The organism is Parvibaculum sedimenti (genome assembly GCF_009184905.1).
GTDB lineage: Bacteria > Pseudomonadota > Alphaproteobacteria > Parvibaculales > Parvibaculaceae > Parvibaculum > Parvibaculum sedimenti.
Genome location: NZ_WESC01000006.1, coordinates 84,578 through 106,019, shown reverse-complemented (window position 1 = coordinate 106,019; position 21,442 = coordinate 84,578). Strand labels below are relative to the sequence as shown.

17 protein-coding genes and 1 pseudogene are annotated in these 21,442 nt (G+C 61.5%); 6 read left to right on the top strand and 12 right to left on the bottom strand.

Going from position 1 to position 21,442, the window contains the following annotated elements; all coding sequences use genetic code 11:
• The first annotated feature begins 64 nt into the window (after positions 1-64).
• Positions 65-1,528 (top strand): amidophosphoribosyltransferase, encoded by a 1,464-nt coding sequence (purF, locus tag F2P47_RS07985; RefSeq protein WP_246176801.1) that lies wholly within the window; start codon positions 65-67, stop codon positions 1,526-1,528.
• A gap of 12 nt (positions 1,529-1,540) precedes the next feature.
• The gene (locus F2P47_RS07980; protein WP_152215823.1) at positions 1,541-2,263 is read left to right on the top strand and encodes an SDR family NAD(P)-dependent oxidoreductase; all 723 of its coding nucleotides are present in this window, start codon (positions 1,541-1,543) and stop codon (positions 2,261-2,263) included.
• A gap of 78 nt (positions 2,264-2,341) precedes the next feature.
• On the opposite strand, the gene der is transcribed toward F2P47_RS07980, so the two are convergent.
• The 7 genes from der to F2P47_RS07945 form a co-directional block, all read right to left on the bottom strand.
• Positions 2,342-3,754 carry a ribosome biogenesis GTPase Der gene (der, locus tag F2P47_RS07975; protein WP_152215822.1) on the bottom strand — a complete coding sequence of 471 codons (1,413 nt, stop codon included), beginning with the start codon at positions 3,752-3,754 and terminating at the stop codon, positions 2,342-2,344.
• 58 nt (positions 3,755-3,812) lie between these two features.
• Positions 3,813-5,183 (bottom strand): PQQ-like beta-propeller repeat protein, encoded by a 1,371-nt coding sequence (locus F2P47_RS07970; protein ID WP_152215821.1) that lies wholly within the window; start codon positions 5,181-5,183, stop codon positions 3,813-3,815.
• Positions 5,184-5,188: 5 nt separating this feature from the next.
• Positions 5,189-5,941, bottom strand: a complete 753-nt coding sequence (locus F2P47_RS07965; RefSeq protein ID WP_185681008.1) for a tetratricopeptide repeat protein — start codon at positions 5,939-5,941, stop codon at positions 5,189-5,191.
• Positions 5,942-6,104: 163 nt separating this feature from the next.
• The gene (gene panB / locus F2P47_RS07960; protein WP_152215819.1) at positions 6,105-6,929 is read right to left on the bottom strand and encodes a 3-methyl-2-oxobutanoate hydroxymethyltransferase; all 825 of its coding nucleotides are present in this window, start codon (positions 6,927-6,929) and stop codon (positions 6,105-6,107) included.
• Positions 6,930-7,140: 211 nt separating this feature from the next.
• Positions 7,141-7,938, bottom strand: coding sequence for a hypothetical protein (locus F2P47_RS07955; RefSeq protein ID WP_152215818.1), 798 nt, complete (start codon positions 7,936-7,938; stop codon positions 7,141-7,143).
• Positions 7,935-8,498, bottom strand: coding sequence for a tetratricopeptide repeat protein (locus tag F2P47_RS07950; protein WP_152215817.1), 564 nt, complete (start codon positions 8,496-8,498; stop codon positions 7,935-7,937). Before F2P47_RS07950 ends, F2P47_RS07955 begins: the two co-directional genes overlap by 4 nt.
• 401 nt (positions 8,499-8,899) lie before the next feature.
• A complete protein-coding gene (locus F2P47_RS07945; protein WP_152215816.1) occupies positions 8,900-11,272 on the bottom strand; it encodes an HAD-IC family P-type ATPase in 2,373 nt (790 codons plus the stop codon).
• Between the two features lie 436 nt (positions 11,273-11,708).
• On the opposite strand from F2P47_RS07945, the pseudogene F2P47_RS07940 reads away from it, so the two are divergent.
• The 4 genes and pseudogenes from F2P47_RS07940 to F2P47_RS07925 all read left to right on the top strand — a co-directional run.
• Positions 11,709-11,959, top strand: a pseudogene (locus F2P47_RS07940) (transposase); the annotation flags it as partial.
• A gap of 372 nt (positions 11,960-12,331) precedes the next feature.
• The gene (locus F2P47_RS07935) at positions 12,332-13,906 is read left to right on the top strand and encodes an AMP-binding protein (protein ID WP_185681007.1); all 1,575 of its coding nucleotides are present in this window, start codon (positions 12,332-12,334) and stop codon (positions 13,904-13,906) included.
• 16 nt (positions 13,907-13,922) lie between these two features.
• A complete protein-coding gene (locus F2P47_RS07930; protein WP_152215814.1) occupies positions 13,923-14,825 on the top strand; it encodes an SDR family oxidoreductase in 903 nt (300 codons plus the stop codon).
• Positions 14,826-14,899: 74 nt separating this feature from the next.
• A complete protein-coding gene (locus tag F2P47_RS07925) occupies positions 14,900-16,030 on the top strand; it encodes an acyl-CoA dehydrogenase family protein (protein WP_152215813.1) in 1,131 nt (376 codons plus the stop codon).
• Positions 16,031-16,093: 63 nt separating this feature from the next.
• Here the strand turns inward: F2P47_RS07925 and F2P47_RS07920 are convergent, their stop codons facing one another.
• From F2P47_RS07920 to F2P47_RS18050, 5 genes are all read right to left on the bottom strand, one after another.
• The gene (locus F2P47_RS07920) at positions 16,094-17,293 is read right to left on the bottom strand and encodes an acyl-CoA dehydrogenase family protein (RefSeq protein WP_152215812.1); all 1,200 of its coding nucleotides are present in this window, start codon (positions 17,291-17,293) and stop codon (positions 16,094-16,096) included.
• Between the two features lie 93 nt (positions 17,294-17,386).
• A complete protein-coding gene (locus F2P47_RS07915; RefSeq protein ID WP_152215811.1) occupies positions 17,387-18,586 on the bottom strand; it encodes an acyl-CoA dehydrogenase family protein in 1,200 nt (399 codons plus the stop codon).
• A gap of 104 nt (positions 18,587-18,690) precedes the next feature.
• The gene (locus tag F2P47_RS07910; protein WP_152215810.1) at positions 18,691-19,776 is read right to left on the bottom strand and encodes an acyl-CoA dehydrogenase family protein; all 1,086 of its coding nucleotides are present in this window, start codon (positions 19,774-19,776) and stop codon (positions 18,691-18,693) included.
• A gap of 11 nt (positions 19,777-19,787) precedes the next feature.
• The gene (locus F2P47_RS07905) at positions 19,788-20,981 is read right to left on the bottom strand and encodes an acyl-CoA dehydrogenase family protein (RefSeq protein ID WP_152215809.1); all 1,194 of its coding nucleotides are present in this window, start codon (positions 20,979-20,981) and stop codon (positions 19,788-19,790) included.
• A gap of 38 nt (positions 20,982-21,019) precedes the next feature.
• Positions 21,020-21,442 (bottom strand): Zn-ribbon domain-containing OB-fold protein, encoded by a 423-nt coding sequence (locus F2P47_RS18050; RefSeq protein ID WP_152215808.1) that lies wholly within the window; start codon positions 21,440-21,442, stop codon positions 21,020-21,022.

Sequence of the window (21,442 nt, the reverse complement as noted above, 5' to 3'; positions counted from 1 at the left end):
TCTCCCTTTTCCGAATGCGGCCCGATCCGGCGGGTCGACCAAAGACCAGGACATGGACGCCCGAATGCAAGGCGGCATCACAGAAGATGAACTTCATGGGGACACGCTGCGCGAGGAGTGCGGCGTGTTCGGCGTTTTCGGGCACCCCGACGCCGCCGCGCTGACGGCTCTCGGCCTCCACGCGCTTCAGCATCGCGGTCAGGAAGCAGCAGGCATCGTCAGCTATGACGGCGAGCATTTCCATTCGGAGCGCCGCCTGGGTCTTGTCGGCGACCATTTCTCCAGCGGCACCGTCATGGAGCGGCTGAAGGGCGACATTGCCATCGGCCATGTGCGCTACTCGACGACCGGCGAAACCATCCTGCGCAACGTGCAGCCGCTCTTCGCCGATCTTTGGGGCGGCGGCTTCGCCATCGGCCACAACGGCAACCTCACCAACGCGATCACGCTGCGCAACGAGCTCGTCCGCGCGGGCGCGATCTTCCAGTCCACCTCGGACACGGAAACCATCCTTCAGTTGGTGGCCCGCAGCCAGAGTCCCCGCGTGATGGACCGCTTCGTCGACGCGCTGCGCCAGATCGAAGGCGCCTATGCGCTGGTGGCGCTGACGCCGAAGAAGCTCATCGGCGCGCGCGATCCGCTCGGCATTCGCCCGCTGATTCTCGGCAACCTCCACGGTGCCCCCATTCTGTGCTCCGAAACGGTGGCGCTCGACATCATCGGCGCTGACTTCGTGCGCGAGATCGAGCCCGGCGAAATCGTCGTCTGCACACGCGAAGGCATCGAGTCGCTTCATCCCTTCCCGCCGCAGCGTCCGCGCCCCTGCGTTTTCGAATATATCTACTTCGCGCGCCCCGACAGCATCGTGGACGGACGCAGCGTCTATAACGTCCGCAAGGAACTCGGCCGCCAGCTCGCGATCGAAAGCAATGTCGAAGCGGATGTCGTGATCCCGGTGCCGGACTCCGGTGTGCCCGCTGCGCTTGGCTTCGCGCGCGAATCCGGCATTCCCTTCGAGCTCGGCATCATCCGCAATCACTATGTCGGCCGCACTTTCATCGAGCCGACGCAGCACATCCGCCAGCTCGGCGTGAAGCTCAAGCACAATGCGAACCGTGCGATCGTGGAAGGTAAACGCATCATCCTCGTCGACGACTCGATCGTCCGCGGCACGACCTCGGTGAAGATCGTGAAGATGATGTATGAGGCCGGCGCCAGGGAAGTGCATATGCGCATCGCCAGCCCGCCGATCACCCATCCCGATTTCTATGGTATCGACACACCATCGCGCGATCAGCTTCTTGCCGCGAAATACGACCTCGCTGGCATGCGCGACTATATCGGCGTCGATAGCCTCGCTTTCATCTCGGTGGACGGTCTCTATCGCGCTCTCGGCCATGCAGGCCGCGACGCAGAATATCCGCAATTCACCGACCATTGCTTCACGGGCGAGTATCCGACGCCCCTCACCGACAAGGTTGGCGAACAGCGTACGGACCAATTGTCGCTGCTCTCCGAAATCGCGTAAGGCCATCTCATCATGACTGGACGTCTTCAGGGCCGCCTCGCGGTCATCACCGGCGCATCGCGTGGAATTGGCCGCGCCGTCGCGCTCGGCTTCGCGGCTGAAGGCGCTCATGTCATTCTTGTCGCGCGCACCGTCGGCGGGCTCGAGGAAGTTGATGACGAGATCCGCAAGATCGGCGGCAAGGCGACGTTGGTCCCGCTCGACCTCACCGATTTCGACGCTCTCGACCGGCTCGGCGCGACGATATTCGAGCGCTGGGGCAAGCTCGACATTCTGGTCGGCAATGCCGGCACCCTCGGCGTTCTGACGCCCGTGAGCCATCTCGAAGTGAAGGCTTGGGACAAGATCGTCAACACGAACATCACTGCCAACTGGCGCCTGATCCGCTCCTTCGAACCGCTGCTGAAGCGCTCCGACGCCGGCCGCGCGATCTTCGTGACCTCCGGTGCCGCGCAGAAGGCGAAGCCTTTTTGGGGCGGCTATGCGATGAGCAAGGCGGCGCTGGAAGCTCTGGTGAAGACCTGGGCCGCCGAATGCGCGAACACCAGCATCCGCGCCAATCTTCTGAGCCCCGGCGCGACGCGCACGGCCATGCGCAAGCAGGCCATGCCCGGCGAAGATCCGAGTGCGCTGACGAAGCCCGCCGATCTCGTACCGCTCTTCATCGAACTTGCGATGACCTCCTGCGAGAGGAATGGCGAGGTCGTGGAATACAAGAAGCCCGTGAAGGCGTAACGCGCCCGCTTCCTCCGCCCCTGAAAGTAAACTTCATCGCAAGGAACGGCCCGCATGGCCGCACCTCGGAAGAGGTTATTACTTCTTGTCCGCAAAGGGATTCTTGCGCGCGCGCATGAACAGGCGGATCGGCACGCCCGGAATGTCGAAGGTTTCGCGCAAACCGTTCACCAGATAGCGGCGATAGGCCGTAGGCACTTCCTCGGCGCGGTTTGAGAAAACCGCGAATGTCGGCGGACGCGATTTCACCTGCGCCATATATTTGATGTTGATTGCGCGGCCTTTGACGGCGGGCGGCGGATGGCGCGAAATCGCCTCTTCAAGCCAACGGTTGAGCTTCGCCGTCGAGATGCGCGCATTCCACAGCGTATGCACCTTCTCGATGGCCGGCATCAGCTTGTCCGTGCCACGGCCCGTCAGTGCCGAGAGCGTAACGATGGGCATGCCGCGCACCTGCGGCAACAGGCGCTCAAGCTCTTCCTTCAGCTCACGGAGCTTCGCCTGTGTATCCTCGACCACGTCCCACTTGTTGACCACGATCAGCATTCCGCGGCCTTCCTGCTCGACGAGATCGGCAATGTGCAGATCCTGCCGCTCGAAGGGAATGCTGGCGTCGAGCGTGATGGCAACGACCTCCGCAAAGCGGATGGCGCGCAGCGTGTCGGCGACGGAAAGCTTTTCAAGCTTCTGCGTCACGCGGGCGCGGCGACGCATGCCCGCCGTGTCCCAGAGCTTCACGCGGCGGCCGCGCCACGTCCATTCGATGCCGATGGCATCGCGCGTAATGCCCGCTTCCGGACCCGTCAGCATGCGGTCTTCGCCGAGGAGGTAATTCACCAGGGTCGACTTGCCGACATTGGGTCGCCCCACCACAGCAATGCGGAGCGGCGCCTCGAGATCCGGCTCATAGGGTGCTTCGGGATCGAAGCGTCCATCGGCGCCTTCCGCTTCGTCCAGCGCATCCTCAACGGCCTGCTCGCGCTCTTCTTCCTCGATCCGGTCCGCATAAGGCTGCAGCGACTGGTAGAGCGCCGAAAGGCCCTCACCATGTTCGGCGGAGAGCGGAATGGGCGCGCCGAGGCCAAGCTCGAATGCTTCCATGCGGCCGGACTCGCCCGCGCCGCCCTCACACTTGTTGGCGACGAGCACGACCGGCGTCGGAGATTTGCGGAGAATTTGCGCGAAGCGCTTGTCGAGCGGCGTCACGCCCGCCCGCGCATCCATGAGCAGCAGGCACACATCCGCCTCGGCGATGGCGGCATCCGTCTGCCGGCGCATACGCCCCTCGAGGCTCTCGGTGGAAGCCTCTTCGAGGCCGGCGGTATCGACGACTGTGAAAGTGAGGTCGCCGAGATGCGCTTCGCCCTCACGGCGGTCGCGCGTCACCCCCGGCGTGTCATCGACAAGAGCAAGCTTCTTGCCGACCAACCGATTGAATAGCGTGGACTTGCCGACATTCGGCCTGCCCACAATGGCAACTTTGAATGGCACGGGGCCAATGCCCTCTCTTAACTCACGACGCCCAAACTCATGGCGCCCAAACGCGGCATCACTTCAACGCTACGAGTTCCGCGTCATCGGTCAATATATAGACAATGCCGTCGGCGGCGATCGGCGCGACCAGCGTCTTGCCGGGCAGATCGATCTCGCCCTTGATCTCGCCGGTCTTGGCATCAACCATCTCGGCCTTGCCAGTCGACGAGACGAACATCAGCTTGCCGCTCACCAGCAGCGGGCCGCTCCACTCGATCGGATCCTTCTTGGCTTCCACATCCTCATAGCGAGCGAGCTTGGTCAGCCAGCGGATGCGGCCATCGCGGCGCGACAGCGCGACGATTTCCTGATCCGTGGTGATGAGGAAGATGTAATCGCCCGCGACCCAGGGCGTCTGAACACCGGAAATGTCCTTCGTCCAGACGCGCTCGCCGGTGCGAAGGTCGATGGATACCATGCGGCCGGCATGGCTGATCGCGAAAACACGGTCTTTGTCGACGACGGGACGGCCGGCAATGTCATTGAGCTCGGAGAGCGAGGTCAGCGAACCGGTGCGCGTCAGCGAATCCGACCAGAGCACAGTGCCGTTCTCGACCCGGAGCGCGAAAAGCTCGCCCGAGGAATAGGGAACGATAACGATGGACCCAGAAACGGCCGGGCTCGTGGCAGCGAGAATGCCCGCGCTCTCCGTGATGCCGCGATGGCGCCAGAGGATCTCGCCCTTGTCTTCCGACAGGCAGATCAGCTGATTGTCCGACGTTACGGCGAAAACCTTGCCCTCATGCGCCGTCGGCGAGGCGCGGAAGGGAACGCCGGCATCCGTCGTCCAGAGAACCTTGCCGCTCGCAGCATCGAGCGCATGAACCTTGCCGAAGCCGGTGGCCACGAAGAGCTTGCCGCCGTCGAAGGCGACGCCGCCACCGCGGGCCTTTTCCGAATCCTCGCCTTCCGGCGTCAGGTCCTGCTTCCAGAGCTGATTGCCCGACTTGGCATCGAAGGCTCGCACGCCGGCTTCCGCATCGAGAACGAAGACCTTGCCATCAGCGACGATGGGCGACGCGACGACGCGCGAGACGCGACCGGAACCCGCACCCGCGCTCACACTCCAGAGCTTGGTAAGGCTGCCCGGTGCGGCGAGATGATAGAAGGCGTTGTCCGCGGTGCCGCCCGGCTGTGTCCAGTCCTTGTTCAGGACGGGTTCGGGCAAGTCGATTTCGCTATCCTTGATTTCAGGATCGACCTCGAGCTTCGTGTCGAGCTCCATGACGGACAGGCGCTTGCCCGGCAGCTTCGGCTTGGGCGCGGACGAGAACATGTCGTCGAAAGTGCTGCAGCCGCCAAGGCCGAGCATGACGACCGCCATCGCGACGAGCCCTGCCGTCCTGACCCTGGACCCGAAGCCGGCAGCCCTGAAATCCGCAACCATGAACGTCACTCCGGCTTCGCGGCCGCGTCGGCGGGCGCTGCATTGTTGGGGGTCGAAGTCTCGCCAGCGGCAGCTGGCTTCTTCGCCTCGGATTTCACCACGGGCCGTGGCACATGCGGCGCAATCAGCGCCTGCATCACATGGGCGCGATCGCGAATGCCGGCCGATGTCGCGGGGTCGCCGACGATCGCATCGTAATAGCCCTGCGCCTCGGCATATTTGCCGGCCTTGTAGGCCGACATACCGAGAATTTCGCGAGCGCTGTTCTTCCAGCCGTTTTCGCTGTCGTTGAGTGCGCCGATGCGCGCCTTGATGTCATCATAGCTCGCCGTATCGACGACGATCATCGCCGCCTTGACCCGCGCCATGTCGCGCAGTGTCGCGGGGACACCGGATTTTGCGGCCAATGCGTCATAAACGACGACCGCGCCCTTGGCGTCGCCCGCCTCGACAAGTGCCGCAGCCTGACGCAGTTGCGCGAGCGCGGCATAGCCCGACGGCGCCGTCGCCGCGAATTCGGCATAAGCGGCGGCGGCCTTTGCCGGACCTTCCTTCGGCGCCTGCGCAACCAATTCAATATAGCGCGCGGAGGCCACCTCGTTGCGCGAGCGCTCCCAGGCACGCCAGCCAACTAGCGCCGACGCGATGACGATGATCCCGACCGCGAGAACGACGAGATAGATGCCAAATTTTTCCCAAAGCTGCTTCAACCGGTCGCGGCGAAGGTCTTCTTCGATTTCACGGAAGAGATCGGTCAAGAGCACACTCCGAAGGATGACCAGGAAGCAATAATCAGGGAGGCGCCAACGCGGCGCGAGACGCCCTCCCCCCCCCGCCCACTCACATGGGCGGCGTAAAATAGCCCGGGGGCCCCGGATTGGCAAACCTCATCCGGCCGGAAAGCCCCACAAACGCCTGTTATTATTTTACTTTTTTCATGCCGTAGGTGTGCTCGGCGGCGGGGAAAGTCCGCGCCCGCACTTCCCGGGCATAGGCTTCGGCCGCGCCGGCAATCTGGGCCCCCAGCGTGGCGAATTCCTTGACGAATTTCGGTGCCCGTGGCGACAGGCCCAGCATGTCTTCCAGCACCAGAATCTGGCCGTCGCAGGCCGCCGAGGCGCCGATGCCGATGGTCGGCACGTCGATCTGGCCGGTGATCTTGGCTGCCAGGGGCTCGGCAATGCCTTCGAGCACGACGGCAAAGGCTCCGGCTTCGGCAACCGCCCTCGCGTCTTCCTCGATCGCGGCCCATTCCTCCTCGACACGACCTTGCGTCTTGAAGCCGCCCATGACCTGGATCGACTGAGGCGTCAGGCCGATATGAGCCATGACGGGAATGCCGCGCTCGTTGAGATAGCGGATGGTCGGGGCAAGCCGCTTGCCCCCTTCGAGCTTTACAGCCGTGCAGCCCGTTTCCTTGATGACGCGAACGGCATTGCGGAAGGCGACTTCCGGGCTCTCCTCGTAGGAGCCGAAAGGCATGTCGACCACGACGAGCGCGCGCTCCGTGCCGCGAACAACGGCAGAGCCATGCGCGATCATCATGTCGAGCGTGACACCGAGCGTCGTCTCCATGCCGTACATGACCATGCCCAGCGAGTCGCCGACCAGAATCACATCGACATAGGGGTCGATATAGCGCGCCGTATGCGCGTGATAGCCGGTCAGGCAAACCACTGGCTCGTTGCCCTTGCGGGCGCGGATATCGGGGACGGTGATGCGCTTGATCTTGGACTGTACTGACATGGCGGATCATCCCTGCGTTGAGGCCCGGGCTCACTCAAGCCCGCCCAATAGATAATATCTGCGCGTGGAATTTCGAGGCGGCCGGACGCCGCGCCGGAAAGAGCTTCAAAATCAAGCCCTTGGGGTGCCTCCCGGCACCTTACCTGATCCTTCTGGCGCGACCTTATCCGACGCGGGGCCCCGGCGCAATCAGGCGGGCCGGCGCCGCCTGTTAGCCTGCGTCCGGCTTGTCGAGGTCGTAGGCCAGCGTGCCGGGCGGGCCGACGAGTTCGCGATAGGCGATGGAGAGCACCGCAACGCCGACGATGGCGAAGAAAATATAGAAGACCGCCGCAAGCACAAAGACGATGAGCGTCGGCAACCCGAGCGACAGCATCACTGTTCCGATGACCACGAAGGCGACGCCGATAGGCAGCGTCGCCAGCAACATCAGCAGGACGAGGCGCCAGAAATTTCCGCGCGTGCGCTCGAGGATCAGCCGCGGGTCGATCGGTTCGTCGACCGCGACGCCCGGAAGCAGAAGCAGCAACCGGGTAAAGTAATAGACGGCGACGAGCAGCGCGATAAGCCCGAGAAACGCCACCAACGACAGCGACGGATTGGCCGCACCTTCGTTCATCGCGACCGTCAATGCCGCCATGATGTAGCCCGGCAGCATGAGCAGGCCGAGGAAGATCGACACCATCAGGAAACGCGCCTCGCGCCTGCCGAAATGAAGATGAAACGCCCCCGGCGCGGCATCGCCGAGCAGAATGAAGCGATGCCAGGCCACCGCAATGATCGGCCAGAGGAAAAGCGAGGCGATCTCGAGAAGGAAGCGCAAGGCTGGATTGGCATTCGCATCCAGCATCGCGGCAACGATCGTCAGCGCAATATAGAGAAGGCCGGGCAGCCAGGTGAGCTTGAGCATCTGCCCGAAATGCACCCAGGCGCCCCTATAGGCTTCCTTGATGGCTGCGAGGACATCGAGCTTACGCGGGCTCGCGGACGGTAAAAAAGGATCGCTCATTTCGCCCCGCCACCCTGCTGCGCTTTCCGCGCGCGCTTCGCGTCGAGTGCGAAAACATGGTCCTGATAATCGCGGTTCCCGGGTTCGAGCGTGAGCGCCTGCATGTAATCGCGCCGCGCCGGGTCATACTCGTTCAGCGCCTCGTAAGCCGCGCCGCGCACAAAGAAGGACGCCGCGCGATACTTGTCGAGCTTCACCGCCTTGTCGCCATCTTCAAGCGCGCGCTTGTTTTCGCCGAGATCGCGCAAGGCGTTGGAGCGGTTGGCATAGATCATCCCGTCGTTCGGCGCATATTTGAGCGCCTCGGTATAATCGACAATGGATCGCTTCGAATCCCCGAGATTGCGATAGGCGACGCCGCGATTGATGAGCGCAGCGACGAGATCCTCTTTCGCAAGCTGCCCGGACTCGATCGCCTTGGTGCAATAGCTGATCGCGGATTTGTCGTTGCCGCTGCGGAACTGCTCGTAGCAGAGGGTATTGTCGCCGATGGCGTCGGCAAGCGCCGCACCGGGAAAAAGCCCGACGACAAGGAACCCGGCTAACACGAAGCGTCTCATCGTATCCTCCCAACAGGGGCGAGCCCAAGTCTAGCGCCGCCCGCGCATCATGAAAACCAATAACGATACCCTCGCCATCACTCGAAGAGAGAGATCCATCGAAACGCACTGAATTAAAAGTCTTTCCTCTGACGGTCAAATACTGACTGGCGGATTGTCAAAATCTTTTGCTTTTGATTTTGAATCGAGATTTGGACCACCGAAAGCTGGCCGGAGTTCAATAACAATCGGGATCAATCCGTCGCTTGCTTATATCTCCAGCGAGAATGGCGGCGTCGGGAGGGAAAGCCGTCAGGCCGCGCTAACGACTCTTCCGCAATCGACCTTCAGGAAAATTCGCAGCGATGAATGGCGTGTGGCCTGTTCTTGCCGATCAGGCGGCCCTTGATAGAGGCTACGACCTAGGCGATCCTCAAGCGAGAAAATACGAGAACCTTCACCGCCGCCAAGATGGCAGCCAGTACCGCCGCCGCAGCGAGGTCGATGGCGACCATCCAGATCGGCAACGGGGCCATGGAGATTCCAACGACGGCAAATGTCGATGCGAGCGCGACATCGGCCACAGATGACACAACCACCCAGAGGCTCGGACGAGGGCCCCACAGATGCCGCCGCCCGCGAATGGCGTAGATCGTCGCCTGGCTGCTGAAAACCAGAGTTATGAAGGCCAGAGTTCTCAAGACCCCGGCCTCCAGCATCAATCCAAAATGTCCGATTGCCAGGACGCCAGTGCAGAATGCCAATTGGCAGACGCCCATGACGACGCCCGCCGCTGTCAGACTGCTGATACGCCATACATTTGGCGCCGGGGATGGCCGCACATTGTCTGTCGTCAACGACATGGCAAGAAAATCGCCCGCGATCATCACGATGACCATAAGCAACGGCGTCAATATCCCCTGCCCCGTCAAAAAGAGACCGACGATCAGGAAGAGAATCGTCACAATCTTCTTAATGACGGAGTTCAGTGTGTAGGTCAGGATGCGTTGGAATGTCACCCTGCCTTCCTTGACTGCGGCGACGACACCCACGAGCCCGGGTTTTGTAAGAACCATACCGGCCGCCGATTTGGCAACGTCAGTGGCGGTCGACACCGCGATGCCCATCTGGGCCTGACGCAACGCCGGGGCATCGTTGGCACCATCACCGCACATGCCGACGGTGTGGCCGCCCTTCTGGAACGCCTTGACGAGCTTGTACTTGTCCTCCGGCAGGACCCCGGCGAAGACCGCGAATTGTTCCGGGCTGACGCTGTCTGGGATCGGTCTTGGCGGGCAGACCGCACCATCAAGCCCCACCGCGTGAGCCACGCTGGCTGCCGTCGCTGGAGCATCGCCCGTCACCATCACGGTGCGAACGCCCAGATCGCGCAGTTCAGCGATGAGTGCAGCCGAGTCAGCGCGCGGCGGGTCGCTTAGCGCGATCAGTCCTGTGAGCTTCATCGACTTCGGTGGTCCGAACGCGACCGCCAACACCCTTAACCCCATCTTCTCGAGTTCATCGCACATGGCTGTCGCGGTTGATGAAGGCTCGGTTAGACCGATGACTGCTGCGAAAGCGCCTTTCACAACGCGTTGCGTCTCGCCGGCTGGATCCTGGACCCTTGCCTCCGACATCTTCGTCGTCGGGTCGAACGGCACGAACTCCATCAGCTTCGACGATTCTGAAACGGCCTTGGCCGAGGCGGCTGACCGAATGGCACTGTCCACCGGATCCTGACCGCCATCCGAACTGGCCATTGCGGCCAGTGCCAGGACATGTGCCTCGTCAAATCCGGGCATGGGGCGAACGGTGGTCACCGTCAGAGCGTTCTGAGTCAGGGTGCCCGTCTTGTCGGCGCACAAGACGGTCATCGTCGCCGCCTCATCCACAGCCGAAAGGCGAGTCGAAAGAACGCCAAAATTTGCCAGAGCCCGCGCCCCGAGTGCAGACGCCAGTGTGAAGGTCGCCGGCAGCGCGACGGGGATCGATGCAAGAACCGCCGTCAGGACGAGAGGGATGATCTCGGCGGCCGGCATCTTGAGCCAGTAGGCATAGGTCACAAGGAGGAAGATCGCGACGCCATTCAAGGCGGCAAGATTGCGCACCACGCGCAAGACTGCCTGCTGCTGGGAACTTACGACATGGGCGGTGCGGACGAGTTCCGCGGTGCGTCCGAACTTGGTTCGCGCTCCGGTGGTCATGACCTCCGCCACCGCCTCGCCGCGCCGCACCAAAGCACCTGCATAGGCTTGTATGCCCGCACCGGCCTCTATGGGCACCGATTCACCAGTCAGCATCGACTGGTCGAGCAGGACTTCACCTGAGACAAGACGGACATCCGCAGGAACTACACCGCCGAGCGTTAGTTTCACAGCATCGCCCGGAACCAGTTCGACGACAGGCAGGGTCTTCCACACGCCGTCGCGCCGGACAGATGCATTCAGCGCCAGGCGCGACCTGAGCGCCGCAAGAGTCGCCTGGGCGCGACTCTCCTGGAACAATCCAAGCGCCGCATTGAACACCAACAAAGCTGCGATGATTGCGGCTTCGACGTCTTTGCCAAGTATCAATTCAAGTGCAATCGCCGCCTCAAGCATCCATGGAACGGGCGCCCAGAACTTTTCCAGCACCATGCGAAGCGGGTGCGCGCTCGTATCGGGCATTGCATTGGGGCCGAACTTCTCCCGCCGATCACGAGCATCTTCGCTTGTCAGGCCCGTCGGCCCGCCAATGTCCGTGGCGCTGCTTGATTTGGCTGAATAACCGGCTACCGAAGACGATGGGCTCGTCATATTCAGCCTCCATACCCGGGCACATGCCACGAACACACTACGCCGGGCGGCGCTGCGCAGCGGGGCACTTCGGAGTCCAACAACCCAGAGCAATAGGTTCGTCTCAACGCAGCCCGCAGGAATTCAAAAACATCATCAGCTATCCCGGCTTCCGTGAATTCCTGCGCAACGGATAGACGTAGACCAACAACGTGACGAAACAAGGGCAGCACCAGGTGGCGGCAGGTTGCCGATCATCACCAAGATCGCCTCTAACCATATATTTTTCTTATGCTGTTTCTATATGGGTTCCCTCACGCACCCATCACTCCCACTCGATGGTCAATTGAAATTCTAAGTGTCTGAATCATAAAGGCGGCAATGATTTCATGGTCTGGGCTGCTGCCGGTTTCACGGACACGAAGTTTAGGTGTCATGATGGAACCGGAGGTGGACTATGGGACGAAGGATATTCAACCGCGAGTTCAAGCTTGAGGCGGTGAATCTGGTGCGGGAACGGGGCGTGACGATAGCGCAAGCGGTCCGTGATCTTGATGTGCACCAGAATGTGCTTCGCAAATGGATCGGGGACTGGCGGTCGATCCGGCGCATGCCTTTCCCGGCCATGGCGGATGAAGCCCGAACAGCTGGAGATCGAACGTGCTTCGCCGCGAGGTCACGAAGCTCAAGGCGGAGCGCGACATCCTTGCCATAAAACTCACCGTCCAGGCTGCTTCCGGCATTGTGAACGCATGGGCTTTTCTCCATTGCGGTATCACGGCACGCCGCGGATGACGGGCGCGTCCAACGCGAGACCCGGCGAGCACAATCGCGAAATTTACGGCGGCGTGCCGGGGCTCAGCGACAGCGAAATCGACGCCCTGAAGGCCGATGGCGTCATCTGACGTCGAGGCAAGCTGATCTTTTGTATCCACGCGCCGGAGATTTCGCGGCTGCTTTCAGGCCATCGACAGCATTCCGTAAAACATTATAATGTTTTAAAAGCTATGCGGATGATTAAACTATCCGAAGTCGGCCTCTCGTGTCGGCAACCGGGGAAGAGCGTTTCAGGGAGGAACCATGACAGCTGCGTCAAGCCTGTCGTTCGAGGACGCCGCATCGAAGGGAATGATCGTCGCCTGGCACGCAGCCCATGCGCCGGACCGGCTCGCGATTTCATCCGAAAAAGGCAGCCGCAGTTTTTCAGAGTTGAATGCGCAGGCCAACCGGCTGGTCAGGGTGTTGCGTGGCGCGGGCCTTCAACCCGACGATGGCGTGGCGCTGCTCTGCATCAACCGTCCCGAATTCGTCGAGACCGTCGTGGCCTGTCAACGTGCCGGATTCCGGATGACTCCCGTCAACTGGCATCTCACGCCCACGGAAGTCGCCTATATCGTGGACAATTGCGAGGCCAAGGCTTTTATCGCGGATATACGGCTTGCTCCCTCGGCGACGCAAGCCGCTACCGCGGCGTCCGGTCTGCGCATCAAACTCGCCGTGGGCGGACCAATCGAGGGTTTTGCCTCTTACGACGCGCTGGTCGCGCGCGAGTCCGGCGCGAATATCGACGATCCCGTCATCGGCAGCCAGATGCTCTATACGTCGGGCACGACCGGTCATCCGAAGGGCGTTTACCGGGGCAGCGCGCCGGCGGCCTCGTCGCTTTTCAGCAAGATGGTCGAGACGGCGCGGTTCAACAACGCCACGGACCTGGCTGTGGTGACGGGGCCGCTTTATCACGCGGCGCCGCTGTCCCTCAATCTCCTGCTTCCGCTCTCGGCCGGCGTCGGCACGGTACTGATGGACAAGTGGGACGCGGAGGAAATGCTTCGGCTGGTCGATAAACTGCGCATCACGCATACGCATGTCGTACCGACCATGCTTCACCGCATTCTCCTTCTTCCGCCCGAGGTCCGGGCCAAATACGACATCTCGACGCTGAGGTGGATCCTCCACGGGGCGGCCCCCTGCCCCGTGCATGTGAAACGGGAGACGATCGAGTGGCTCGGTCCGGTCGTCTTTGAATATTACGGCGCGACGGAAGGCGGCGGAGTCTTTGTCCATCCGGACGAATGGCTAGAAAAGCCCGGTTCGGTGGGCAAGCCGACGGAGGGTGTCGTTCTGCAGATTCAGGACGAGAATGGCAAGGAGTTGCCGCGAGGCGAGATCGGCACCGTCTATTTCAAGGCGCCCGAAACCGGCCGGTTCGAATATTTCAAGGCGCCGGAAAAAACCGCGAGCGTCTACCGGGGCGATTTTTTCACCATGGGCGACATGGGCTATGTCGATGAGGACGGATTCCTGTTCCTGACTGGCCGCAGCGCCGAGGTCATTATTTCCGGCGGCGTCAACATCTATCCCGCCGAGATCGACCAGGAGATCCTTCAGCACCCCTCGGTCAAGGACGTGGCCACAGTCGGCGTGCCCAACAAGGACTGGGGCGAAGAAGTGAAGGCTGTCGTTCAGCTCAATGATGGTTACGAACCGGGCGAAGCGCTGGCCAAGGACATACTCGATTTCGTGGGTGCGCGGCTGGCGGCCTATAAACGCCCCCGATCCGTCGATTTCGCGGATGACCTGCCGCGGCTGACGACGGGCAAGATCGTGCGGCGGACGGTTCGCGACAGATACTGGCAAGGCGAAAAGAAAATATGACGGGAAGGGGAAAAGAATGACGTCTGGATTGTGCAAGGGCCGCGTTGTTATCGTGACGGGCGGTGCCAGAGGTATCGGGCGGGAACATTGCCTGGAATTCGCGCGTCAGGGTGCCAAGGTTGTGGTGAACGATCTCGGTGGAGAGCGGACAGGCGAAGGCCGGTCGAGCGAACCCGCCGAGGCGCTGGCGAAGGAAATCAGGGCCATGGGGGGCGAGGCGGTCGCCAATGGCGATGACGTGTCCGATTGGGACGGCGCCAAACGGATGGTCGATCAAGCGATCTCGACCTTTGGCGGCCTCGACGTGCTCGTCAGCAATGCCGGCATTTTGCGCGACCGCATGCTGACCAACATGACGATCGACGAATGGGATGCGGTCATCAAGGTTCATCTGAGAGGCACGTTTTGCCCGGCTCACCATGCCGCGAACTACTGGCGGGCACAGGTAAAGGAAGGCAAGACGGTCGACGCCCGCATCATCAACACAACCTCCGTCTCGGGCCTGCTGGGCAATCAGGGACAATGCAATTATGGCGCGGCCAAAGCCGGCATTGCCGCTTTCACGATCACGTCGGCGATGGAGCTTGCGCGCTATGGCATCACCGTGAATGCGATCTCGCCGGGCGCGCTTACCCGGATGACGGAAGATCTCGGCTATGCCGTGGCGGTACCCGAGGGCGAGTGGAACCCCCGCGATCCCGCCAATATCGCGCCGGTCGTCGTCTGGCTAGGAAGCAGCGAGTCGAAAGACGTGACCGGACAGGTCTTCGAGTCGACGGGCGGGAGGCTGACAGTCTTCGAGCGCTGGCATCGCGGGCCCGCCATCAATCCGAAACGCCGTTTCGATCCGGTCGAGCTTGGCCCGATCGTCAAGGACCTTCTCAGCAAGACGAGACCGCCGGACGCGATCGGCGGCTGACGGGAATACCAGCGGCCATATGGACCCGGGCCGTCAGGCCGAAGACAAACACCAGACAAGGATGAAAGCCGACAATGGATTTTTCGTTCAGCGAGGAGCAGACGCTGCTGCGCAATTCGGTGCAGAGCCTGCTCGCCGACAAATATGACTTCGACACGCGCCGCAAGATCGTGAAGTCGGCCGACGGCTGGAACCCGGCCATGTGGAAGCAGTTCGCCGATCTCGGCCTTCTCGCCGCGCCCTTTTCGGAAGAGCAGGGCGGCCTCGGCGGCGGCCCCATCGAAACGATGATCCTGATGGAAGAGTTCGGCCGTCACCTCGTCGTCGAACCCTTCGTCGAGACGGTCGTGCTCGCCGGCGGGTTCCTCCGCGAGGGCGGCTCGAAGGCGCAGCAGGACGCCTTCATCCCCGGCATCGTTGACGGCTCGACCGTTTGGGCCTTCGCCTATGCCGAGCCGCAGGGCCGCTACAACCTTGCCGACCTCGTCACCACGGCGAAGAAGGACGGCGCGGGCTACACGCTGAACGGTTACAAGGCCGTCGTTCTCGGCGCCCCCTGGGCCCAGAAGCTGATTGTGACCGCGCGCACCTCCGGCGGCCAGGGCGACCGCGACGGCGTCTCGGTCTTCATCGTCGACAAGTCGGCGGCGGGCGTTTCGACCCGCGACTACCCGACGGTCGATGGCCGCCGCGCTTCGGAAATCACCTTCGAGAACGTCAAGCTCGGCGCCGACGCGCTGATCGGCGCGGAAGGCAAGGCCCTGCCGCTCGTCGAGAAGATCACCGATCAGGCGATCGCCGCTCTCTCCGCCGAAGCCATCGGCTGCATGGGCGAACTCAACAAGGCGACCGTCGAGTACTGCAAGACGCGCAAGCAGTTCGGCGTTCCCATCGGCAAGTTCCAGGTGCTGCAGCACCGCATGGTCGACATGTTCATGGCCTATGAGCAGTCCGTCTCCATGACCTACATGGTCAACCTGAAGCTTTCGGAGAGCGACGCCGAGCGCGTCAAGGCCGCCGCCGGCGCCAAGGTGCAGATCGGCAAGGCCGGCCGCTTCGTCGGCCAGCAGGCCGTGCAGCTTCACGGCGGCATGGGCATGACCGACGAACTCAATGTCGGCCACTACTTCAAGCGGCTGACCATGATCGACACCCAGTTCGGCAACGTCGATCACCAGCTCAAGCGCTATTCGCAGGCGGCGTAAGTTCGCCGGGTAAACTAGGGGCCGCATCCAAGGATGCGGCCCTTCGCACGTCCGGATGGTCCGTCAAAGTCCCAGAACGGCCTTTGCAATGACATTGCGCTGGATTTCGTTCGAACCGCCATAAATCGAAGCGGCGCGACCGAAATTATAGGCACTCGTCACGCTAACCGCATAGGCGGGCCCGACGGGCGCTTCATTGGCGATTCCCATCAAATGTTCCTTCTGGAACGGCATGGCGTAGAAGGCCGCTGCTTCGACGGCAAGCTCCGACAACGCCTGCTGAACTTCGGTCCCGACAATCTTCAAGGTCGAGGAAGAGGGGCCCGCAGGGCGACCCGCCACCTCCTCCGCGACGATCCTCAGATTGGTATATTCAAGACCCGTAAGCTTCACCTCGATTTCGGAAAGCCTCGTCATGAATGCCGGTTCGTCCGCCAGCGCCGCGCCATCGCCAAGCCTTTCCTGTTTCGCGATCTTTCTGAGATGCGCGATCTTGCGCTTGGACTCAGGAACACCTGCAATGCCGGTGCGCTCATTGACGAGCAGGAACTTCGCGTAGGTCCAGCCCTTGTTTTCATCGCCGATGCGGTTCGTCACCGGCACCTTGACGTCAGTGAAAAAAACTTCGTTCAAGTGATGCAGGCCATCGATGGAAATGATGGGCTTCACCTCGATGCCGGGCGTCTTCATGTCGATCAGAAGGAACGAGATGCCCTCCTGCGGTTTAGCGGTCTCATCCGTTCGCACGAGACAGAATATCCAATCGGCTTCGTGGGCATAGGACGTCCAGATTTTCTGACCGTTGACGATGTAATGGTCGCCCTGACGCACGGCCCTGGTCTTCAGCGAGGCGAGGTCCGATCCGGATCCCGGCTCCGAATAGCCCTGACACCACCAGACATCGCCGGTAAGAATGCCCGCCAGATGCTGCTTTTTCTGCGCTTCGTTGCCGAAGGTGTAGATCACCGGGCCGACCATCGACAGACCGAAAGGCGACAGACGCGGCGCGTTAGCGGCGGCCATCTCCTCGTTGAAAATATGCTTTTGCATCGGCGTCCATCCAGTGCCGCCAAACTGCTTGGGCCAATTGACCGCTACCCAGCCTTTCTCGTGGAGGTCCTTCTGCCAGCGCTTGAGCGCACCGCGCTCGCCGGACGCGCCCACTGTGTCTTTCTCCGCCAGTTCCCTGGGCAGTTTTTCCGAAATGAACCGACGGACTTCCGCGCGGAAGGCTTCATCCTCTTTCGTAAGCTCGATATCCATCTACTGACCTTTCGCGGCAACGATCCGGGTGTTTGTATTTTTTATTATAATGAATTTATCCGAGCGGGCAAAAGATCGAATTGTCCGCCTCTTTCAAAGATTTAGAATCGCCTTGGCGATGACGTCGTGTTGAATCTCATTCGATCCACCATAGATGCTCGCGGCGCGGCCATAGCCGTAATCCGCCCACACGTTCCACGCATGGGCAGGACCTATACCCCGTGCGTTGACGCCGCCGGGCAAGACTCCCTGCTCGAACGGTTCGATATAATAGCCGACGGCTTCGACAGCGAGCTCGCCCAAGGCCTGCTGAACCTCGCTGCCGACGATCTTCAGCAGGGACGATTGCGGTCCAACCGCCTTTCCCGCCGCCGCATCGGCGAGAATCCGCAGATTCATGTATTCAAGACTGGTGAGCTTGACTTCTATCTCGGCGAGTTTGCGCTGGAACGCGGGATCGTCCATCAACGCCCCCCCATCCGCGTTCCGCTCCGCTCGTGCTATCGCCCTGATATGCGCCGCCTTCTTCTTGGACTCGGGGACGCCGCCGATACTCGTTCTCTCATGGACAAGCAGGTACTTGGCGTAGGTCCAACCCTTGTTTTCCTCGCCTATGAGATTTTGCACCGGCACCTTGACGTCGGTAAAAAACACTTCGTTGAGATGGTGCAGACCGGCGATCGAGATGATCGGACGCACTTCGATACCGGGTGTCCTCATGTCGATGAGCAGGAAGGAAATCCCTTCCTGCCGCTTGGCGCTCTGTTCGGTACGCACCAGGCAGAAAATCCAGTCAGCCTCATGCGCATAGGACGTCCATATTTTCTGGCCGTTGACGACGTAATGATCGCCGTCGCGCACCGCCATCGTTTTAAGCGAGGCAAGATCGGAACCGGCGCCCGGTTCCGAATAGCCCTGGCACCACCAGACATCGCCGGAAAGTATGCCCTGCAAGTGGCGGCTCTTCTGTTCGGCGTTGCCGAAGGTGTAGATCACCGGGCCAACCATGGTCAGCCCGAAGGGCATCAGACGCGGTGCATTGGCTTTGGCGATTTCCTCGTTGAAGATAAACCGCTGCGTCGCGTTCCATCCCGTGCCGCCATACTCCTCGGGCCAGGCGGGCGCGGCCCAGCCTTTTTCGTAAAGCGTCTTGTGCCAGCGCTTGACCACACTTTTGTCGGTCATCACACCCAGGGCCGGCGAATCCGCACATTCCGGCGGAAGATTCGCCGCGATAAATCCTCGAACCTCGTCGCGAAATGCCTCATCCTCCGGTGTGAAGTCGATATTCATGCGTATCTCCCCATTGCCGGGCCGGTGCAAATGTTACCGCGCCGGGAGTCGCCGCAACACTCATCGACAGCCGTATCCATGCTTCCCGATATCCAGATCGGGGTCTAGGCGGCCCAACCCTGCAAGCGCGCGGCTTCAAGACGAACCAGCTCCGGCCCGCCCAGCAGCTGCCGGTCGAAACCAATACGCTTGAACCAGTAATGCAGGCCAAGCAGATCGGTGAAGCCCATGCCGCCATGAACCTCGGTCGCTGTGCGCGCGACGAAGCGGCCCACTTCCGACAGGTGGCTCTTGGCATGACAAGCCATGAGGTGCGCGTCGCCCGGCACCTCGTCCAGCGCATGGGCCGCATACCACACCAGCGAACGTGATGGTTCGAGAGCGGCCGCCATCTCGGCGCAGAGGTGCTTCACGGCCTGAAACGACCCGATCACGCGGCCGAACTGCTTGCGCTCTCCCGCATAAGCGACCGCCTTCTCGATCATCATCTGACCCGCGCCAAGGGTATCGGCGGCAAGCATGACCCTGCCGGCATCTATCACCCGCGCAACCGCGTCGGCGCTGGATCGGGGCAAGGGCTCAGCCGCGACCTGATCGAAGACAAGTTCGCCAACCGATCGGGTCTTGTCGATGGTGTTGAGCGCCCGCCGCGATAATCCCTTCGCGTCGGGCAAAACGAGATGAAGTCCATGGTCGCTGTCGGCCACGATGTAGAGATCGGCCTCAGCCCAGTCGATTACGAAGAGGGACTTGCCGGTGAGCGTTCCGTTCCGGGCTTTCACGCCGGCATCTTCGCGGATGCCGATTTTTTCCGTGACGGCCACGCCTGCGAGAATCTCGCCCGCAGCGATCCTCGGAAGCCACTTTTCCTGCTGAGCCTCGCTGCCTGCGAGCATCAGCGCGAGCGGCGCCATGACGGCGGTCCCAAGGAAAGGCAGCGGCGCCACATGCCGACCGATCATCTCGTAAACGATCGCCGCGTCGAGAAATCCAAGACCCATGCCGCCAAAATCTTCCGGGATCAGCATTCCAGGGATGCCCATCTCGCTGGCGCCCGCCCACAGGGACCGCTGAACGGTATGCGTGTTCCCGGCGGCAAGGCGCACCTTGTCGAGCGGCGCATTCTGTTCAAGAAAACGGCGGACGCTGTCCTGCAACATGCGCTGCTCTTCCGACAATGCAAATTCCATCGGATAAATCCCTATTTTGCCTGCTTCGGTTCGCGCGGCATACCAAGCCCACGTTCCGAAATAATGTTTTTCTGAATCTGCGCCGTGCCGCCGCCGATGATGAGCCCAAGCTGAAACATGTATCCCCACTGCCACGAGCCGTGGCTGCGCAGATAGGGGCTGTCGTCGTAGAGAACGCCAAACTCTCCCATGACGTCGATCGCGAGCGCCGATATTTGATGGGTAAGTTCGCAGGATTGAAGCTTCACGATCAGACGCGCCAAGCCGGGATCCTCGCCCTTGCTGGCGCTGGTCAGCAGCCGGAGCCCATTGAACTTCATGGCGGCAAGTTCCGCCTGAAGCCTTACCAGGCGGTCCCGGAAAATCGGATTGTCGATGGCCCGCTGCCCGTCGACAGTCTCCTCGCGCATCAGGTCGACAAGGGCCTGGAACCTGGTTTCCATGGCGGCCGGATCGCCCAGCATTCCGCGTTCGTATTTCAGCGTTGCGTTGGCGACAAACCACCCCTGCCCGCGCTGGCCGACGATCTGCGTCTTCGGCACGCGCACATCGGTGAAGAAGACTTCGTTGAATTCGGCATGGCCCGTCATGGTGGTGAGCGGACGGACTTCGATGCCGGGCGTCTTCATCGAGAAGATCAGATAGGAAATGCCTTCATGCTTCGGCTTGTCGGGCTCGGTGCGCACCAGGCAAAAGATCATGTCCGCCTCGTGCGCGGTACTGGTCCAGATTTTCTGGCCGTTGATGACGAAATCGTCGCCATCCACAGTCGCCTTGGTCTGAAGGCTGGCGAGGTCTGAACCTGAACCCGGCTCGGAATATCCCTGGCACCAGACCACCTCGCCGCGAAGCGTCGGCTTCACCCATTTTTTCTTTTGCTCCTCGGTGCCAAGTTCCAGAAGCGTCGGCACCAGCATGGAGATACCCTGGTTCTGCAACGCCGAAGGCACACGAGCAGCGGAAAATTCCTCCGCGATGAGGCGCGATTCGAGAATGTCCGGCTTGGCACCGTAGCCGCCGTAGTCTTTCGGAATCGTTCGCGCGGCATAGCCGTTCTGGATCAGCAGCTGCTGCCAGGAACAGGCTTCGGGGGACGGGCGCCCGGCAGCGCCGAGACCCTTAGGCGCCTGATTTTTGTGTTTTGTCAGGAACGCCCTGACCTCTTCCCGGAAGGCTTCGTATTTGGGGCCGTATGCCAGATCCATTTTCGATCTCCGATGCGTAGATGGCGATTGGCTCTGTTTTATTTCAGGGCGGGCTTGAAACACGGAAGCTTGAATCCGTCGCCGATGTCCTTGAAGACAAGGGCCACAGGCATGTCGAGTTCCACCGCCTCCGGGTCGCAGTCGAGCAAGCGCGTCGCCATGCGGACGCCTTCTTCCAATTCGACCACCGCAGCTATGTAGGGCACGTCGCGTGCGAAAGCCGGATGAAAGGGCTGGTAGGTCACCGTCCAGGAAAAAACGCGGCCGCGGCCGCTGCTCGGCTTCCACTCATAATTCGGCGAGCTACATTTTGCGCACATGTAACGCGGCAGGAACCGCCAGGTTTCACAATAGCTGCACTGCTGAAAACGCAGGACGCCGTCCTGGCAAAGCTTCCAGAACTCCGCATCGACCGGATCGACGGTCGCGGGCTGAGGATATTTCGGTTGCTGAATTTCCAT

Bases quoted from the DNA above. Each gene is read 5' to 3' on its own strand.
- F2P47_RS07925 (WP_152215813.1), top strand. From the start codon at position 14,900: ATGGATTTTTCGTTCAGCGAGGAGCAGACGCTGCTGCGCAATTCGGTG.
- F2P47_RS07945 (WP_152215816.1), bottom strand. From the start codon at position 11,272: ATGACGAGCCCATCGTCTTCGGTAGCCGGTTATTCAGCCAAATCAAGC.
- F2P47_RS07935 (WP_185681007.1), top strand. From the start codon at position 12,332: ATGACAGCTGCGTCAAGCCTGTCGTTCGAGGACGCCGCATCGAAGGGA.
- F2P47_RS07915 (WP_152215811.1), bottom strand. From the start codon at position 18,586: ATGAATATCGACTTCACACCGGAGGATGAGGCATTTCGCGACGAGGTT.
- F2P47_RS07970 (WP_152215821.1), bottom strand. From the start codon at position 5,183: ATGGTTGCGGATTTCAGGGCTGCCGGCTTCGGGTCCAGGGTCAGGACG.
- F2P47_RS07910 (WP_152215810.1), bottom strand. From the start codon at position 19,776: ATGGAATTTGCATTGTCGGAAGAGCAGCGCATGTTGCAGGACAGCGTC.
- F2P47_RS07955 (WP_152215818.1), bottom strand. From the start codon at position 7,938: ATGAGCGATCCTTTTTTACCGTCCGCGAGCCCGCGTAAGCTCGATGTC.
- F2P47_RS07980 (WP_152215823.1), top strand. From the start codon at position 1,541: ATGACTGGACGTCTTCAGGGCCGCCTCGCGGTCATCACCGGCGCATCG.
- F2P47_RS07905 (WP_152215809.1), bottom strand. From the start codon at position 20,981: ATGGATCTGGCATACGGCCCCAAATACGAAGCCTTCCGGGAAGAGGTC.
- F2P47_RS07920 (WP_152215812.1), bottom strand. From the start codon at position 17,293: ATGGATATCGAGCTTACGAAAGAGGATGAAGCCTTCCGCGCGGAAGTC.
- F2P47_RS07950 (WP_152215817.1), bottom strand. From the start codon at position 8,498: ATGAGACGCTTCGTGTTAGCCGGGTTCCTTGTCGTCGGGCTTTTTCCC.
- F2P47_RS18050 (WP_152215808.1), bottom strand. From the start codon at position 21,442: ATGGAAATTCAGCAACCGAAATATCCTCAGCCCGCGACCGTCGATCCG.
- purF (WP_246176801.1), top strand. From the start codon at position 65: ATGCAAGGCGGCATCACAGAAGATGAACTTCATGGGGACACGCTGCGC.
- F2P47_RS07930 (WP_152215814.1), top strand. From the start codon at position 13,923: ATGACGTCTGGATTGTGCAAGGGCCGCGTTGTTATCGTGACGGGCGGT.
- panB (WP_152215819.1), bottom strand. From the start codon at position 6,929: ATGTCAGTACAGTCCAAGATCAAGCGCATCACCGTCCCCGATATCCGC.